This is a genomic window from Streptomyces diversicolor (genome assembly GCF_057537855.1).
Map to the genome: position 1 here is coordinate 41,913 of NZ_BAAJXA010000043.1, position 15,647 is coordinate 57,559.

13 protein-coding genes are annotated in these 15,647 nt (G+C 71.6%); 5 read left to right on the forward strand and 8 right to left on the reverse strand.

Translation table 11 applies throughout. From position 1 onward, the window contains the following. Positions 1 to 61 precede the first annotated feature (61 nt). Positions 62 to 619 (reverse strand): hypothetical protein, encoded by a 558-nt coding sequence (locus AC27LF_RS36575; protein ID WP_479664387.1) that lies wholly within the window; start codon positions 617 to 619, stop codon positions 62 to 64. A gap of 747 nt (positions 620 to 1,366) precedes the next feature. On the opposite strand from AC27LF_RS36575, the gene AC27LF_RS36580 reads away from it, so the two are divergent. Beyond that, positions 1,367 to 1,492, forward strand: a complete 126-nt coding sequence (locus AC27LF_RS36580; protein WP_479664386.1) for a hypothetical protein — start codon at positions 1,367 to 1,369, stop codon at positions 1,490 to 1,492. Positions 1,493 to 1,729: 237 nt separating this feature from the next. Here AC27LF_RS36580 and AC27LF_RS36585 read toward each other — a convergent pair whose 3' ends face one another. After that, positions 1,730 to 3,901 (reverse strand): TerD family protein, encoded by a 2,172-nt coding sequence (locus AC27LF_RS36585; RefSeq protein WP_479664385.1) that lies wholly within the window; start codon positions 3,899 to 3,901, stop codon positions 1,730 to 1,732. Between the two features lie 170 nt (positions 3,902 to 4,071). On the opposite strand from AC27LF_RS36585, the gene AC27LF_RS36590 reads away from it, so the two are divergent. The 4 genes from AC27LF_RS36590 (at position 4,072) to AC27LF_RS36605 (ending at position 9,423) form a co-directional block, all read left to right on the forward strand. Beyond that, positions 4,072 to 4,368, forward strand: a complete 297-nt coding sequence (locus AC27LF_RS36590; RefSeq protein WP_479664384.1) for a hypothetical protein — start codon at positions 4,072 to 4,074, stop codon at positions 4,366 to 4,368. A 513-nt stretch (positions 4,369 to 4,881) separates the two neighbouring features. After that, a complete protein-coding gene (locus AC27LF_RS36595) occupies positions 4,882 to 7,551 on the forward strand; it encodes an AprA-related methyltransferase (RefSeq protein WP_479664383.1) in 2,670 nt (889 codons plus the stop codon). A gap of 71 nt (positions 7,552 to 7,622) precedes the next feature. Continuing rightward, positions 7,623 to 8,672 carry an ABC transporter ATP-binding protein gene (locus AC27LF_RS36600; RefSeq protein WP_479664382.1) on the forward strand — a complete coding sequence of 350 codons (1,050 nt, stop codon included), beginning with the start codon at positions 7,623 to 7,625 and terminating at the stop codon, positions 8,670 to 8,672. After that, positions 8,662 to 9,423 carry an ABC transporter permease gene (locus AC27LF_RS36605; RefSeq protein WP_479664381.1) on the forward strand — a complete coding sequence of 254 codons (762 nt, stop codon included), beginning with the start codon at positions 8,662 to 8,664 and terminating at the stop codon, positions 9,421 to 9,423. The genes AC27LF_RS36600 and AC27LF_RS36605 overlap by 11 nt, the downstream gene beginning before the upstream one ends. 336 nt (positions 9,424 to 9,759) lie before the next feature. On the opposite strand, the gene AC27LF_RS36610 is transcribed toward AC27LF_RS36605, so the two are convergent. From AC27LF_RS36610 to AC27LF_RS36635, 6 genes are read right to left on the reverse strand one after another with little or no spacing between them, the layout of a single operon-like run. Continuing rightward, positions 9,760 to 10,986, reverse strand: coding sequence for a hypothetical protein (locus AC27LF_RS36610; RefSeq protein ID WP_479664380.1), 1,227 nt, complete (start codon positions 10,984 to 10,986; stop codon positions 9,760 to 9,762). A gap of 19 nt (positions 10,987 to 11,005) precedes the next feature. Continuing rightward, a complete protein-coding gene (locus tag AC27LF_RS36615) occupies positions 11,006 to 12,352 on the reverse strand; it encodes an MFS transporter (RefSeq protein WP_479664379.1) in 1,347 nt (448 codons plus the stop codon). Positions 12,353 to 12,357: 5 nt separating this feature from the next. Further along, positions 12,358 to 13,143, reverse strand: coding sequence for a thioesterase II family protein (locus AC27LF_RS36620; RefSeq protein WP_479664378.1), 786 nt, complete (start codon positions 13,141 to 13,143; stop codon positions 12,358 to 12,360). A gap of 19 nt (positions 13,144 to 13,162) precedes the next feature. Then, a complete protein-coding gene (locus tag AC27LF_RS36625) occupies positions 13,163 to 14,233 on the reverse strand; it encodes an HAD-IIIC family phosphatase (RefSeq protein ID WP_479664377.1) in 1,071 nt (356 codons plus the stop codon). Continuing rightward, positions 14,230 to 15,372 (reverse strand): acyl-CoA dehydrogenase family protein, encoded by a 1,143-nt coding sequence (locus tag AC27LF_RS36630; protein WP_479664376.1) that lies wholly within the window; start codon positions 15,370 to 15,372, stop codon positions 14,230 to 14,232. Before AC27LF_RS36630 ends, AC27LF_RS36625 begins: the two co-directional genes overlap by 4 nt. 8 nt (positions 15,373 to 15,380) lie before the next feature. Continuing rightward, entirely contained in the window at positions 15,381 to 15,647 is a 267-nt protein-coding gene (locus AC27LF_RS36635) for an acyl carrier protein (RefSeq protein WP_479664375.1), read from the reverse strand.

The window sequence follows — 15,647 nt, forward strand, 5'->3', positions numbered from 1 at the left end:
AAACACCGGGCGTAGGCCGGTCAACGGTGTTCGTGTCGGGCCTGCCCCGTTCGGGAACGCCTCAGACTCGTTCGTAGCGGAACGACGTGCGGCCGACGTCGCTTGAGAGGATCTCGGCCCGGTTGGATGCGCCGGTGAAGTTGACGCGCATCCCCTGCAGCCGGATGACTGTTGGTCTGTTCACTGTGATGCGTTCGCTGATCGGTGCCGTGTCATTCGTACCGATCAGGACACCGGTGGTGTTCCCCTGCGCCACCTGTGTCACGAGACGCTCACTGTTCGGCAGGACTGCGCCGGAGTTGACGTTGAGGAGCCGGGCGCTGATCCAGGTGTTGACCGGGGTGTAGCCGTCGATGACGCCACGAACGTTGACGTCCAGGTCGTAGGTGCCAGCCCGGGGAAGGGTCACCTGAAGGCTGGTATCGGTCCATGTGCGCGACGCGGTCGGCTGCAGGTCCAGCGTGGTCGGCAGGTATGAGATGCCCCCATCGAATGGGGCGGCGATGGCCGTGGCGCTGTGCGGTTCGGCCGCAGACGTTGCGGTAGCTGAGGCTGCCGTGGTCAGCAGTGCGGCCGCGATGATGGCGGCGCCACGCATTCGAGAGCAGGCTGCTGACATGTTCCCTCCTTGGCGAATGCCATGGACAAAGTTGTTTCGAATCATGCGGGCGCGTTGCCGCGAGTAAGCGCTCGCCGCGCCCGCTATGAGCCGGTAGTTCACCGAAGCGGACGCTGAGCAACGCTCTCGGCCGCCCACCTCATCACCGCTCTCGAAGTCATCGCGTCCAGCCGGCCCCCCATCTGAGAACCGGCGCGAACCCCCAAGCCGATGATGCTGACGGACAGAAGTTCACCGGGAACCCTCACACCTCAGCACGGGAACGTGACACAAAGCGAAGCACCTCTCCGCAGGTCAGCGAGTTCCGTCGGTTGCCTGGAACATCCCCACCCCGGGATCGCCCGGAAACGGCAGGGTCACCCACGGTGGCCGGGGCGACCACAGCCCCGACCACGCTCCGGCCCGTATCGCGGCCAGCCCCCGACCACGAACGGTCAGCCCGGTGTTGGCCGCGGCGGGAGCCCCTGACGGGGATGCCTACGCGCCGTGTCGGGACTGCCCCGGGGACGCCTTCGTGCCCCCCGGAACGTGACAGGCACAGGTTCCAAGATCATGGAGTTCTCTGCGCCCCGTGATCCGAGTGGAAGACCGTGCCTGCCGACGCAGCATCGCTGATCTCGCCTGCCCTTGACCAGCTCCGCGAGCATCCCGACGTCGTATCCGAGGGGGTCCCGGACCTGCTGGAGCGGCTAGCCGAGGTGCCGGACCCCGCGGGATCCGCGCGGGGTGCGCCACCCTCTGGCCGTCGTGCTCGCACTCACCGCCTCTGCCGTGCCGGCCGAGGCGACCTCGCTGCCAGCGGTCAGCGAGTGGATCGCCGATGCCCCGGCACGCGTGCTGGCCTCGACAGCGGGTCTGCTCGGCCTCGCGTGATCACGAACCGGACATCACTCGACTTCGCCCAAGCCCTGGGCCCAGAAGGGCAGTCGACCCGGTGCCCCGTCATCCGGGCTTTCCCGGGTGTGGGGGTACCGGTGCATACGAGAACCGGGAGGCGCCGAGCGGGCGCCTCCCGGTCGAGGTCGGCGGCGAGGAAAGCGAAGAGACTCGTTTCAGAAAGGAGTTGAGAAGGAAGCCCCCTCATGGCCTCGCCGTGGGCAACGCTAGCACTCAGCCCGGAATCACGTCACGCAGATTCTCGGGAGTGATGATCCGTGAGTCCCGATGCAGTCCCTCGGGACGTTCGAGGCCGATGTACGTCACGGGCTCGTCCGGGACCGGCTCGCCGTCCCACAGGTCCACGGTCGTGGTGTCGCCGGACATCAGGCCGATCAGGTACCCCACCGTCAACTGCTCGCGCTCCACGATGGCGCGCACCACCTTCGACACGGATACCTGGTTCTCCTCGACCCGGTTGGCCGCCGAGATGCCCTTCAGATACAGGTGCAGCCACTTCGCGCGCCAGCGGCCATCGCCCCCGCGTTGGAACACCAGCGGCAGCGCCACCCGGCCCGCCCCACGCAGCTCCGACTTCATCCGCACTGTGCGCGGCTCGAACGGCCGGCCCTTGCGCTCACCATCGCGCAGCATGAAGCCGAAGAACGATTCCTCGACCTCCTCGAAGCCTTCGCCGGCGTAGATGTTGACCTGCGGAACGATGAATGTGCTGCGCACTCGGTCCAGGGACAGGCTGATGAATTCCGAGGCCCCGTCGGCCGCCTCGGTGATGTCGCCCGAGTGCTCGCCCCCGACGGCCTTGAGGGACGTGTACGAGAGCCAGCAATCGGTGCTGTAGTCGGCGTGGAGAAGCAGCGCCGACAGGTCGTAGTCGGTCCGGTCCTTGGTCTCTTTCCAGTACACGAAGAAGCGCAGCTGCTCGCCGTCGACCGCGGAGACCGACCCGCGCGGCAGTACGCCGAGCCCGGCCGCGGTTGCCCGGCCGCTGAGCGGAAGCGCCACGTCGAGGACATCGGGGTCGAGCAGCAGCCGGCCCGGCGCCGGGAGCCGACGACGCATCTCGGCGTCGAGGGCGGCGATCAGACGATCGCGGTCGGCGGCCGGTACCGGCGGTCGGAAGTCGGGGGTCACCCAGGCGCGGCCCCGGCGGTTGACGAAGACCCGGGGTTCGCCGCTCTCACGTGCCCGGTTGTGGAGATGCTCGCGCACCGAGAGCACGACCCTGCCGGAGACGTGGGGAGCGACCTGCACCGCGGCAGCCACCACCGCGTCCCGTTCCTCCTGGTCGGCGGCGATGCGCAGCAGGAGGTCCAGGGCGCGGAACAGCTTGCCGGGAGCGGACTTCAGCAGCTTCACCGCACTGAGGACGTCATACGCGTCGAGCAGCTTCTCGATCCGGCTGTCGAAGGACCGTGCCTCCTTCTCGCCCCGCGCGACCGCGAACACTTCGGCGGCGTGCGGCCAGCGCGGGTGCTCGTGCGGGTGGAGACGCTCGCCGAGCCGCTTGAAGGGCTCCCGGTGCGCGTGCACATCAGCGAGCTTCGCGGGGTTCGCCGCGACCACGGTGTCGAGACCCGCGAGCAGTCCCCGGCGCAGCGGCCGCGGCAGCGCCCGGAAGCGGGTCGGCTCCTGCAGCGTCACGTCGCCGCCCGACAGTGCGCAGGCCAGCCGCAGCACATCGGTGACGGTGTCGAGGAGGAGGTCCGCCCCGACGCCGAGCCGGGCCTCGTTGATGACCGCCCGGTTCTCCCTGACCGGGATCGCCTCCGGCTGGGGGCCGAGCGCGCACCGCTCGGCGAGGGTCTTGAGGTCGCGCAGGTCGTCCTCGCCCAGCGGGGTCGTGCTGCCGGCCAGGGCCAGGTACAGGTCGGTGAGTTCGTCGTCCAGGTCCCGGCCGAGATGCAGGACGGTGACCCGGTCGCCCGCCGAGGCGATCAGTTCGTCCTGCGCCGCGAGCATGTCCTCGTAGGTGTGCTGGTACCGGCCGTACGTGGGGAGGCTGAGCAAGTCCAGCACCCCGTGCCGCAGCTGTGTCAGCACGTTCTCGCGCGACTTCTCGTCGCCGAGCGCTTTCGCCACGCACTGCATCCAGAACTCTTCGGTGTCCGGTACGTTCGCCGGGAAGTCGATGAAGTACGAGTTGTGCCGGACGTGGTCGCCCACCATCTCGCTCACGGTGCGCAGTGTCCGCTTGGCGGTGTGCACCACCGCGGCCTCGGACAGCCCCGACAGCCGCTCCAGCAGCTCCGCCGAGAGCTTGAAGCCCACGGATGTCAGTGCCGCGTCGAACTGCCGAGCGGCGACAGCTCCTTCCCCGGCGGAGCCCTTGGGTGAGGGCAGGCGGTGGGTGTGCCGGATGACCAGCGATTCGAGACTGTGCGCCATTCGGGGATGATCGCAGAGGTGCGCGAGACGGTGCACAGCAGTTTTTTGTACGCGGCACAGACGGATCATGCACAACACCGAGACGAAGAAGTCGCACGCCTTGTGTTGCGTGGCACCGGCCGGCCGCCGGGCCGGACGGGCTTCGGACAGCGACTCCGACGGCCAGTGCCATGGCTCAGACATGCAGGCGGGCCGGGACTGTGCGGCTGCGGCGCTTGTTCGACCTGCTGCGCGGGCCGGCCGCCGGGATCAGCGCCGTGGGAGCCTGGTGGCGGGGCCTTCTCGTCTGCGCTGTCGACGGCATCCTGGTGGCCGTGCCTGACAGCCCGGCCGACCAAGCCGGGTTCGCCGGGCACCGCCGCAACGACGGCGGGGCCGGACATCCCTCGCTCCGTGTGCTGGTCCTGGTGTCGTGCGGGCATCCGGACCGTTCCGGACGCGGTGCTCGGGCCGACCACGGGCGATAAGGGGCGAGTGTCCTCATCGGGACCCCTAACAATGGCCGTTCGGGCAGACAGGGGTATCTGCGGCGTCTTCGGTTTTCTATTTTCGTGGGAGCCTCGATTAGCGCTCCACCCCACGCACGCGCATTCGCCGCGTGCGCCCAGACCGAAGAATCCGCGACGAATTCCGCAGGGAACCGGTCGCTTCTTCACTGCTTTCCGAAGGAGTACCGTGGCACGCCGCTTGTCCACTTTTGAACCTGTCATGGAAGGCCGCCGGATGTGATCGGCGACCGGACCGGTGACAGTATGCCCGGCGCCCTGCCTGTACGCGCCATGCGAAGTCCGTACCGGCGGCCGGACAGTCCGGGCGCCGGCCCGCCCGGGCACGGGAGGAGCGCCCCTGTCTGAGGCCCGTCGAATTCTGACTCACAGACCGGCGCCGATGGCGACCCGCCGAGTGACGGCACCGGACTTCACAAATGCCCGCAGCGCCGCCTTCGCCTGTCCACCGACCGGTCGACCCCAAGGATGAGCATGCCCAATCCGGAACCGATCGACGTCATAGCTCCCTCCGAGACAGGCCATCGCTCGGCACGCCGTGCGGCCTTTCTCGCGCAGGACGGAATCGTGCTGTCCAGCGCCCTTGCCGCACTGGACGGCGCAGGCATTCTCCCGGGAATCGCGGACGAGGAATTCATGCGCCGGCACATGGCCGACCTGCCGGATCCGGCGTTCGGCCGTCTGCGTGTGGTGCTGCGCGCCCTGGCCGGCCAGGGGTGGCTGACCGGTTTCCCGGTCGATCGCCGGGGACGCCCGCCGCGGTGGACCGAGGCCGGGGCCGCCGTAGTCGCGTACCACGGCGACTATCTCGCGGTCGGCCGCTATCTCGGCGCGTTCGCCGATGCCGGCCGCGACGGCTGGCCGGCCGCGTGGGAGGCGGCCGGCCCCTTGTGTTCGGCGCTGATGCCGCGGATGGCGGCGCGCTGGGACACCGACGGCCTGCCGCCGGAACAGGCCGGGATCATCACCGGTCATCTGGACGGCGCGCTGCTGATCCCGGCGGTGCTCGCCGGGGCCGCCGAGCAGCCGCCCTCCCCCGAAGTGGACAAACTGCTCAGCATCGCCGGCGAGCACTTCTCGCACGCCGACCCATTCCCTGCCGGGTTCGGTGTCGTGGGCTCCTACCTGCCGCTGCTGGCCCGCCTGGACGGCCTGCTCGGCGGCGCAGCGGCGGGCGGTAGCGCACGGTCTCTGACAGCACAGCACGCGACCGGGCGGAGCGAGGCCGCAGAGCCCGATCCCGCTCGGTACGTCGACCGCGCGCTCAACGCCCGCGCCGGGCGCGCCGCGCACGTCCGGTACGACGAGGATCTGCTGACCGTGGTGCTCGACCTCTTCAACCGCCCCTCGCCAGCGGAGCAGCCCCGGTTCGTCGTCGAGGTCGGCTGCGGCAACGGCAGCCGGCTGCGCGACATCCACCAGGCGATCCGCGACCGGACCGCGCGCGGCACCGTCCTCGACGCGTACCCGGTGGTGATGGTGGGCGTCGACGGCGACCCGGTCGCGCTGGAGACGGCGCGCGCGCTGCTGGGCGAGCACGACGTGCCGGCCGTTCTGGTCGAGGGCACGGTCGACGAGCCCGGGCGGATCGCGGCGGAGCTTGCCCGGCACGGGCTGCCCATGGGCGAGGGCCTGCATGTGCGCGCGTTCGCCGATCAAGCCCGGCGTTACCGGGGCACCGGCGGCGGGCCCGGCCCGGTGAGTGTGCCCGGGGCGGGCGACGGCGCGTATGTGGACGCGGATGGCCGTCCGGTTCCGGACGAGGCGGTCGAGCGGGACCTGGTCGAGCATCTGCGGCGCTGGGCACCGTATGTGCGCCGGCACGGCCTGGTGGTACTGGCGGCGCACACGATCGCGCCGCAGGTGGCACGGCGGTTCCCCGGGCGCTTGCAGAGCGTGGCGCTCGATGCCTGCCACGGCCTGTCACACCAGTACCCGGTCGGGCACGACCGGTGGTTGCAGTGCTGCCGCGCGGCCGGCCTGGAGACCGTCCCGTACGAGAGCCGCCGCTACCCGGCCGACCAGCCGTTCGTGGCCGTCAGTCTCCATCGTCTGCTGCCGGTGGAGGACCGCACCACCCCGTATGTGCCGGCTGTGCCGCTGTCCCCCGAGGAGGCCGCGCTGCCCCAGGACGACGGACGGGGCCTGCACGAGCTGCTGTTCGCCGGTGGCGACACCCGGCGTCCGCGCCCGTGGGCGGCCGAGCCCACCGGCTGGATCGTCGCCCAGGCGCTGCACACCATCGAGCGGCGGATCGCCACCGGCGGCCCCGGGCGGACCATCCGGGTGCTCGACTACGGCGCGGGCACCGGGCTCGGTGCGATCGAGCTGCTCAAGGCGCTGACCGAGCGGCGCACCGACCGGCTCATCGCCGACTCCGGGATGAAGCTGGAGATGCACCTGGCCGACATCCGCACACCGTGGTTCGACCAGGGCGAGCGGCTCCTGGGCGGGCACCCCTGGACGCGGTTCCACGAACTGCGTGGGCCGGACGGCACGTTCCGCACCATGGCCGAGATCATGGGCGCGGACACGGTGGACATCGTCCTGGCCAGCATGGTCTTCCACCTCATCCCGCCGAAGTCACTCATGAAGCTCGCCGCCGATCTGGCCCGCCTGGTCAACCCCGGCGGCATGCTGCTGTGGACCGCCCCGGACATCGGTCCGGCCGGCCCCGAGGCGTTTTTGTTCCACGACGCGAACCGGGCGATCCGGCAGAGTGTGCTGACCCCGCCGGTCGACGAGACGCTGCCGGCACAGGTGCGCGAGGCGGTGGCCCGGGTGCACGCCGCGCACTCCGCCGAGACCGACAAGCGGGCCGGGCGGCGCATCCTGCCCGCCCCGAACCGGGCCGACACGCTCGTCGAGATCTTCGACGCCCACTTCACCGGCAGCGTCCACCAGCAGAATTTCGAGATACTCCCCGATGAACTGCTCGACACGTTGCTGGTCCCGTCGAACGCCGAGGAGTACTTCCCCGAACTGCCGGAGCGGGACGCGCGTGAGGCCGTGGTGCGCGCGTTCTCGGCGCGGGTCGTGCCCCGGCTGTGCGAGCAGCCCGGCGGCACCGCGACCGGGCTCAGCCTGAAGTGGACGTTCGGCAAGCATTCCCCCCGGCATACGCCCGGGGAAGCCCTGCGATGATGGGCGTGGCCCGCCGGCCGCCGACGCGGCGGCCGGGCCGGCTCCGCCCACGCCGCCCAACCGTTTGGGAGATGGTCTTGCTCACAGCAGCCGGGTTGGTCAAGCGCTACGGAGAGGTCCGCGCGCTGGACGGTTTCGATCTGCACGTCGAGGCAGGCGAGATCACCGGCCTGATCGGGCACAACGGAGCGGGCAAGACGACGTTCGTCGAAGTGGTGACACGGCTGGTCAAGCCGGACGCCGGGGAGTTGACGATCTACGGGACCGACGCGCTGCGCGGACCGCGTTCGGCCCAGAAGCTGATCGGCGTGTGCCCGCAGGAGATCGCTCTCTATCCCACCGCCACAGTGCGTGACAACTTGCAGTTGTTCGGTGCGCTGACGGGGCTGCGCCGTTCCGTGCGGCACGACGCGATCCGGCGGCTCGCCGCCGAACTGATGCTGGAGAACGTGCTGGACCGGCCCGTGGCGCTCATCTCGGGCGGCCAGCAGCGGCGGGTGCAGGCGGCCAGCGCGATGATCGGCAATCCGCCGCTGCTGCTGCTCGACGAGCCCACGGCGGGTGCCGATCCGCAGACCCGGGCGGCGCTGCTGCGCAGCGTGCGGACGCGCGCCGAGGCCGGTGCCGCGGTCGTCTACACCACGCACTATCTGCCGGAACTGACCGATCTGGTGGCCACGTTGGCGGTGATACGCCGGGGCCGTGTGGTGGCACGGGGCGAGCAGTCGAGCCTGCTCAACGGGCTGCCGAGCACCGTGCGGTTGCGGTTCGGCGCCGGCGGGCCCGCGCAGTTGCCGCCCGAGTTGGCCAGGCGCGCGGTGCGGGAGCAGGACGAGTGGCGCCTCACCAGCATGGACCCGCCCGCCGATCTGGCGGCCCTGGTGGTCGCCGGGTGCAGTCCGACGTTCGTGGACGTCGACCGCCCGGGCCTGGACAACCTGTTCGAGACGCTCGGTGCCCTGCCCGCCGGAGCCGAGGGCCAGGATGAGGAGAAGGCGGCGGTGCCGGCGTCCACGGGACCGTCCGCGACGCCCCGGAAGGTCACCCTGGCCGGCCGGCCGAACGCGTCGACGGGCCGAGCCGCGGAGGCTGCTGCGCGGGAGGCCGAGGATGCGGAATAGGGAGGCCGTCGTCCGCGTCTCGGCGCTCGTCCGGCACAACACGACACTGCTGTTGCGCGAGCCAGGGCCGCTGATCAGCCGGCTGGTGCTGCCGCTCGGTTTCGTCCTGCTGATGCGCGGGCTCTACGTCGCCACGCACGGCGAGACCTCCGGCGAGATCCAGGTGGTGACCGGTGGGCTCGTCGTGTTCTCGCTGCTGGCGTTGAACATCGTCGGCAACGCGGTGTTCTCCGAGCGGATCTGGCGCACCTGGAACCGCATCCGGGCCTCGCCGGCGCGCCCCCTGGAGATACTGGTGGGCAAGTCGGTGCCGGTGTTCGGCGCGCTCGTCTGCCAGCAGGTGCTCGTGCTGCTGTTCGGCGTGGCAGTGCTGGGGATACCGGTCGCTGAGCCGGTGCTGCTCTGCTCGACCGTGCTGTGCTGGTCGCTGGCCCTGCTCGGGCTCGGCGCCGCGCTGGGTGTGGTGGCCCGCAGCCTGGAGCAGATGTCCGCGACGTACGACATCGGCGGGATCCTGCTGAGCGGGGTGGCCGGGGCGGTGGTGCCGCTGGACATGATGCCCGAGTGGGTCCGTCCGCTCGCGCCGCTCTCCCCCGGTCACTGGGCGTTGCGGGCGTTCAACGGGTCGCTCACCGGCGACGTCGCCGCCACTGTCGGTGCGTGCGGTGTGCTGCTGGTCGTCGCCGCCGCGGGCACGGCCGTCGTCTGTGCCCGGCTGCTCGGCGGGGAGGGACGCGCGGCCCAGGTGTGAGCTCCCGCCGGCCGGGCGCACGGCGCCAAACCGCCTCCTTGCGCCCGCCGGCTGTTGGGGGTGTGGCGGTGATCGCTCAGCCCGTCGCCCCGCCGACTCCCGCCGCCTCACCCGTCGGGACATACGGCGGCAAGCCCGCCCCGGCCGACGGGCGGGCGACCACGCCACCCGGTAGGGCAGCGCCCGGCACCGCCGTGAAGAGCGGCGGCAACCGGGACCAGTCACCGCCCCGACGCGCAAACGCCCCCGCGCCGCCCGCCTGCCCCGGCACGCCGACGCCGGACTCCTCGCCGATGCCGAGCCGCCTGCCGGCCGGTCCGGAGCGCGCCGGCCCGCTCACCCCACAGACCCCGCCGACCGCACCAACTCGCGCCAGCCGTCATCCGTCAGGGCATGCGGCGGCACCCCCGTGCCCGCCAGCGCCGACCAGGCCGCCGGGCGGGCCAGCAGCACCGCGGCGGTGAGCAGCACCGGCAACCGGCACAACGGGTCCGAGGCGGGGGTCAGTTCCTCCGCGCTGGCCGTGTACGAGCCGCGTCGCGTCGCCGCAGCGACCAGTTCGGCGAGTACGGCGCGGCGCCCTCGGCCCCCGGCGGCGGCGCCCATGAGCGCGAGGAGCAGTGCGTGGGTGCGTATCCCAGGGGCTCCGTGAGCGGGCGGGCCGGGGTCGTGCCCGGTCGAGACGGACAGCCAGCGTTCGACCAGTGCGGCGCCCGCGAGTTGGGCGTTGACCGGCTCGACCAGCCTGGGGTTGAGGTCGATGTAGTGCGGCACCCGTGCTGCGCCGACCAAGATCGCGTCCGCCGAGAGCGGGCCGTGCCAGCTCAGCTTCCGGCCCAGCAGGGCCAGGTCGCGTTCGCCTCCCGGCAGGCGTACCGACTCCTTGGCCGCGGCACCGCCCTGAACGCCGTCGCGGCGGCGCAGCGCCGCGTGCGCGCCGGTCAGCCGGCCGCGGTCGAAGACCGCCGAGATCATGGCCGTCGGGCCGGTCAGGGCGCGTTGGAGCAGCACCGGGCCGCCGGCGGCGGTCACCTGCGGGAGTGCTGCCACCCGGCGCAGTCCAGCGGCGTCGCGGACCGGCCAGACGCCGCGGCTGGCGGTGGCCACGGGCAGTTTGACGTAGCCGGGCAGCAGGTCGTCGCGGGCGCACAGCTGGTCGGGCGTGGCGAGTACGGCGGTTTCGGGCTGGGGCAGGCCCAACTCCTCCAGCAGGCGTACCGCCTCGGCCTTGTCCTGCACGCGCCGCGCGGCGGCGAAGTCCGGCACCGCCAGCCCCGGTACCAGCGCCGCGAACCGGTCCCGGTCCGCCGACAGCGCGACCAGCTGTTCGTGGGTGGGCAGGAGCACGTCGTAGCCGCCGCCCGCCAGCACCCCGGCCAGCGCGTCCAGCCAGCGCAGCGGCCCGGCCGCGAACGGCGGCACCCGGTGCCGGCGTGCCACCCAGCGCGAGCCCACGGTGAACGAGACGCCGCCGGAGTCCAGCACGCCGACCCGGTAGCCGAGGCCGCCGAGCACGGTCAGCACCTCGCGGGCCGACGCGCTCGTCGTCTCGGTGAGCAGCACGCGGTGTGGCCCCCTCGGCTCACTCACCGGCCACCGCCCCGGTCAGGGCCCGGTCCAAGCGTCGTGCGGTGCTCCGGCCGAGCACCAGCACCACACCGCCGGCCAGGAGGAACAGCAGGATCGTGGTGCCCGCCAGCCGGTAGCTGCCGGTCCACTGCAGCACCAGCCCGAAGGCCGCAGGTCCTGCGAAGCCCAGGCAGCGGTTCACGATCTCGAAGAGCGCGAATGCCTCGCCGACCACCTCGCCGGGCACCAAGGCGGCGAAGACCGAGCGGGACAGCGCGTACAGGCCGCCGAGTACCAGGCCGACCCAGGCGCCGACCAGCAGGAACAGCGGGAAGCGTCCGGGTGGGAGCAGTCCGCCCGCGGTCCCGGCGAGCACGAACAGCAGCACATAGCCGAGCAGGACGGGCCAGCCGCCGTGGCGTTCGGCGAGCCGTCCCGCGGCGATCGCGCCCGCGACCGCTACGAACTGCAGCAGGAGTACGGCGACGACGAGTTGGTCCTCCTCGATCTCCAGTTGTTCGACCGCGTACGTGCCGACCAGCGAGGTCATGCTCTGCACGCCGTTGTTGTAGAGGAGGAACGCGGCCAGGAACCAGAGGGCGGCCGGGTGCGCGCGCAGCCCGCGGGCCGCCGCGAGCGTGCCGCGCAGCGGGCCGGTGCCGGGCGCGTACGGAACCGGTGCGCCGTAGCCGCGCAGCAGCCGCACGGCGATAAGTCCGAAGACCAGCCACCACAGTCCGGCGGCGAGCAGGTTGAGGCGCACCGCCAGGGCCTCGGACAGGCCGAGCCGGTCGTGGGCCGCGTAGACCGCCAGGCCGACCGCCAGTATCAGGCCGCCGCCGAGGTATCCGGCGGCGGATGCCTGGGTGGAGACCCGGTCGCGGCGGCCAGGCGGGGCCAGCAGCGGCAGGTAGCCGTCGGCCACGGTGACCGACGCGCCCAGCGCGATGGTGGCCGCCACGAAGAGCACGCCGCCCAGCGCCCAGCCGGTGTCGCCGATCGCGAACATGCCGGCGGTGGTGAGCGCTCCGGTGGTGGAGAGCGCACCGAGCAGCGCGCCGCGCCGGACCCGCGCCGCCAGGCCCGCCACCGCCGGCAGCACCGCCACCTGGAGGACCACCGAGATCGCCATCAGGTAGGGGTAGTACGACTCGGGGCGCACGGCGATCCCGAACGGCCGCAGCATGCCGTCCGGTTCCGCCGCGTCGCGTGCCACGTCCGTCAGATACGGTCCGAAGAAGACGGTGGTGACCGTGGTGGTGAAGACGGAGTTGGCCCAGTCGTAGGCGTACCAGCCCATCCTGGCGCGGCGCACCGCGCGCCGGTCTTGTCGGTCCGGGACCGCGGTCTCGGATAACACTGCGGCTACACCTCCGGTGTCTCCTGCGTCGGGCGGGCGAACCGGTTCATCAGTCCGACCAGTTCCGGGAGCCGGTCGTTGAGGTAGAAGTGGCCGCCGGGGTACACCCGCACCTCGAACGGCCCGATGGTGAGCGGCTGCCAGGCGTGCAGCGACGCGACCGGGGCGCGTACGTCGCGGTCGCCGCCGAACACGGTCAGCGGCGCGGCGATCGGCTCGTCCGCGCGGCACCGGTAGGTCTCGTTCACGGCGAAGTCCGCGCGCAGCAGCACCTGGAGGCGTTCCATGAGCTCCCGCTCGCGCAGGATCTCCTCGGGTGTGCCGCCGATGACGCGCAGTTCGGCGACGAGGGCGTCGAGGGGCAGGTCCCGCAACGCGCGGTTGGGCTCGGCGAGGTGCGGGGCCGCGCGGCCGGAGACGAAGACGTGGGCGGGCGGTGTCGGCCCGTCCTTCTCCAGGCGCCGCGCCAGCTCGAACGCCACGGCGGCGCCCATGCTGTGCCCGAACAGCGCGTACTCCCCGGTGAACCGGTCGCCGATGGCGTCGAGCAGGGCGTCGACGAGCTTGTCGGCGCGGTCGTACGGCGGCTCCGTGAACCGCTCGGCGCGGCCGGGCAGTTGTATGGGGCAGATCTGCACGCCGCCCGTCGCGTGGCGGTGCCAGCCGGCGTAGACCGCGGCGCCGGCGCCTGCGTTCGGCAGGCAGAACAGCCGGGGGCTGCCGGGCACGGGCGCCCCCGAGGGCAGCCAGGCGGTGCCGGGGGGTGCCTCGGCACTGGTGTGTGTGGTCATGGTGGTCGGCTGCTCCCGCTCAGGCGATGTCCAGGGTCAGGTAGGCGGGCGGCGGCTGGATGGTGTCCAGCGTGGATTCCAGCACGAGCCGGCTGCCCTCGCGCTCGGTCTCGGTGAAGCCGGCGAAGGCGTAGGTGACGTACATGACGCGGTTGCGGCCGGTCTCGACGAAGTCGGCGCGCAGCCTGGCCCCGTCGGTCTTGGCCAGGCCCATGATGTGGTTGAGCAGGACGGTGCCGACACCGCGGGACATGACCCGGCAGGACATCAGCATCATGCGCAGGTGCCAGGCCGGGCTGCCCTTCTCCACCAGGGCCAGGCCGATCTTGCCGTAGCTGCCGTACTTGTCGGTCAGTCCGGCCACCAGCAGCAGATGGTCGTCGGAACAGCGCAGTTCGTCCAGTTCGTCGTAGGAATAGGTGCGACCGGTCGAGTTGAGCTGGTTGGTGCGCAGCGTCAGTTCCTCGGCGCGCTGAAGGTCGGCCTCCTGGGCGGGCGCGATGGTGAACACCATGTCGAGGGTGGCGAGGAACTCCTCGCTGGTCCCGGTGTATTCCCGCTCGACCTGGTCGCGGACCGCGGCGCTGCGGTACATCGCGCGGCGGGTGCGCGACTCGTCGGTGACGAATCGGGGCTGGAAGTCCGCGGTGCGCAGCGCGGTCGCGACGTCGGCCGCGTCCACGGTGAGCACCTGGGGAAGCGCGTGGGCGACTTCTTCGCGCTCGAACGGCTGGTCGTCGACGAAGGCAAGGGTGTCGGCGCTGAGGTTGAGCGCCTTGGCGACCTCGGCCACCGAGTCGGACTTCGGGTTCCAGTTGATCTGCGGGTGGAGGAAGTACTCCTCCAGGCCGGTCTCCCGGAGCCTGGCCATCACCGCGTCGTGGTCGTTACGGCTGGCGATCGAGTGCAGTATGCCCAGTTCGTCCAGGCGCTTGATCTCGGCGACCACCTCGGGTCGGACCGTGACCTCGCCGTCCTCCAGGAGGACGCCGTCCCAAAGGGTGTTGTCCAGGTCCCACACCACGCACTTGATCCTGCCCCGCTTGGGCTTGGCCTCCGGCTGCTGCCCGGCGACCGTCTCGGTACTCATCGTCGTGCCTCCCGGTATGCCTCGTCGGCGATGGTGAGCTGCTGGAGTTCGGTGCTGCCCTCGATGACCTCGGCGACGCGGGCGTCGCGGTAGAGACGCGCGACCGGGTATTCGGGGCTGAACCCGTTGGCGCCGTGGATCTGTACGGCGTCCGCGGAGGCCCGGGTGGCGGCGGTGGACGCGTAGTACTTGGCGACCCAGCTGGCCATGATGGTGGCGGGGTCGCCGGCGTCCTTGAGCAGGCCGGCCTCGGCGCACAGCAGCCGGGCGGCGCGACTGCTCACCACCATGTCGCTGATCTTGCGGCGGATCAGCGGCAGTTCGGCCAGTCGGGTCCCCTTGACCTGGCGTCGTGAGGTGTAGTCCACGCAGGCGTCGAGGCAGGCGCGGATCACGCCGACACTGCCGCAGGCGACGCTGAACCGGCCCAGGTCCAGCGCGCCCGTCATCACGGTCCCGGCCGCCCAGTTCTCCGGACCGACCAGCGCCTCCGCGCCCAGGTGCACGCCGTCGAGGTCGATCTGCGCGAGCATGCTGCCGGGCGTGCCCATCATGCCGGTCAGCGGTGTGACGGTGATGCCGGGTGTGTCCGCAGGCACCAGGAACGCGGACATCGCGTCGCCGGTGCGGGCGAAGAGCAGCAGCAGGCCGGCGACCTGGCCGCCGGTGATCCATTTCTTGGTGCCGGTGACGGTCCAGCCGCCGCCGTCCGCGACGGCGACGGTGCCGGACGCGTCGGCGGCGCTGCCGCTGTCCGGCTCGGACAGGCAGAAGGCGCCCAGCAGTTCGCCGGCGGCGAGCGCCGGCAGCAGCCGGGCGCGCTGCTCGTCGGTGCCCCAGCGCTGCACGGTGCCGGCCACCATGGTGTGCACGGTCAGCAGGCTGCGTACGGAGGAGCAGCCGCGGCCCACCTCCTCGTGCACACGCCCGACGAGGGTCCACGGCATGGCGCTGCCGCCGTGCTCCGGGGGCAGGAACGGCGCCCACAGGCCCAGCTCGGAGATGCGGCCGAGCAGTTCCCGGGGGATCCGCTCGGCCCGGTCCCACTCGCCGGCGTGCGGCACGATCTCGTCGTCGACGAAGTGCCGCACCTCGGAGGGTTCGGCGAGCGGGTCGAGGCCGATCGTCGTGGTCGTCATGGCCGGCCTCAGAGCACCGGTGCCCGGTCGCCGGAGGTGACCCGGGCGACCAGCTCGCCCATCCGCTGGACGGTGCGGAAGCTGTCGAGTCGGATCTCGTTGTTGGGCACCTTGATCTCGAAGGTCTTCTCCACGAACATCACCAGCTCCATGGCGAACAGCGAGTTGACGAAGCCGAGCGCGAAGATGTCGTCGTCATCGCCAAGTTCGAGGTCGGGGAAGCGGTTCAGGATGAATGCACGGATGGGCGCGCGGTAGTCGGTCGTGTCGGTCAT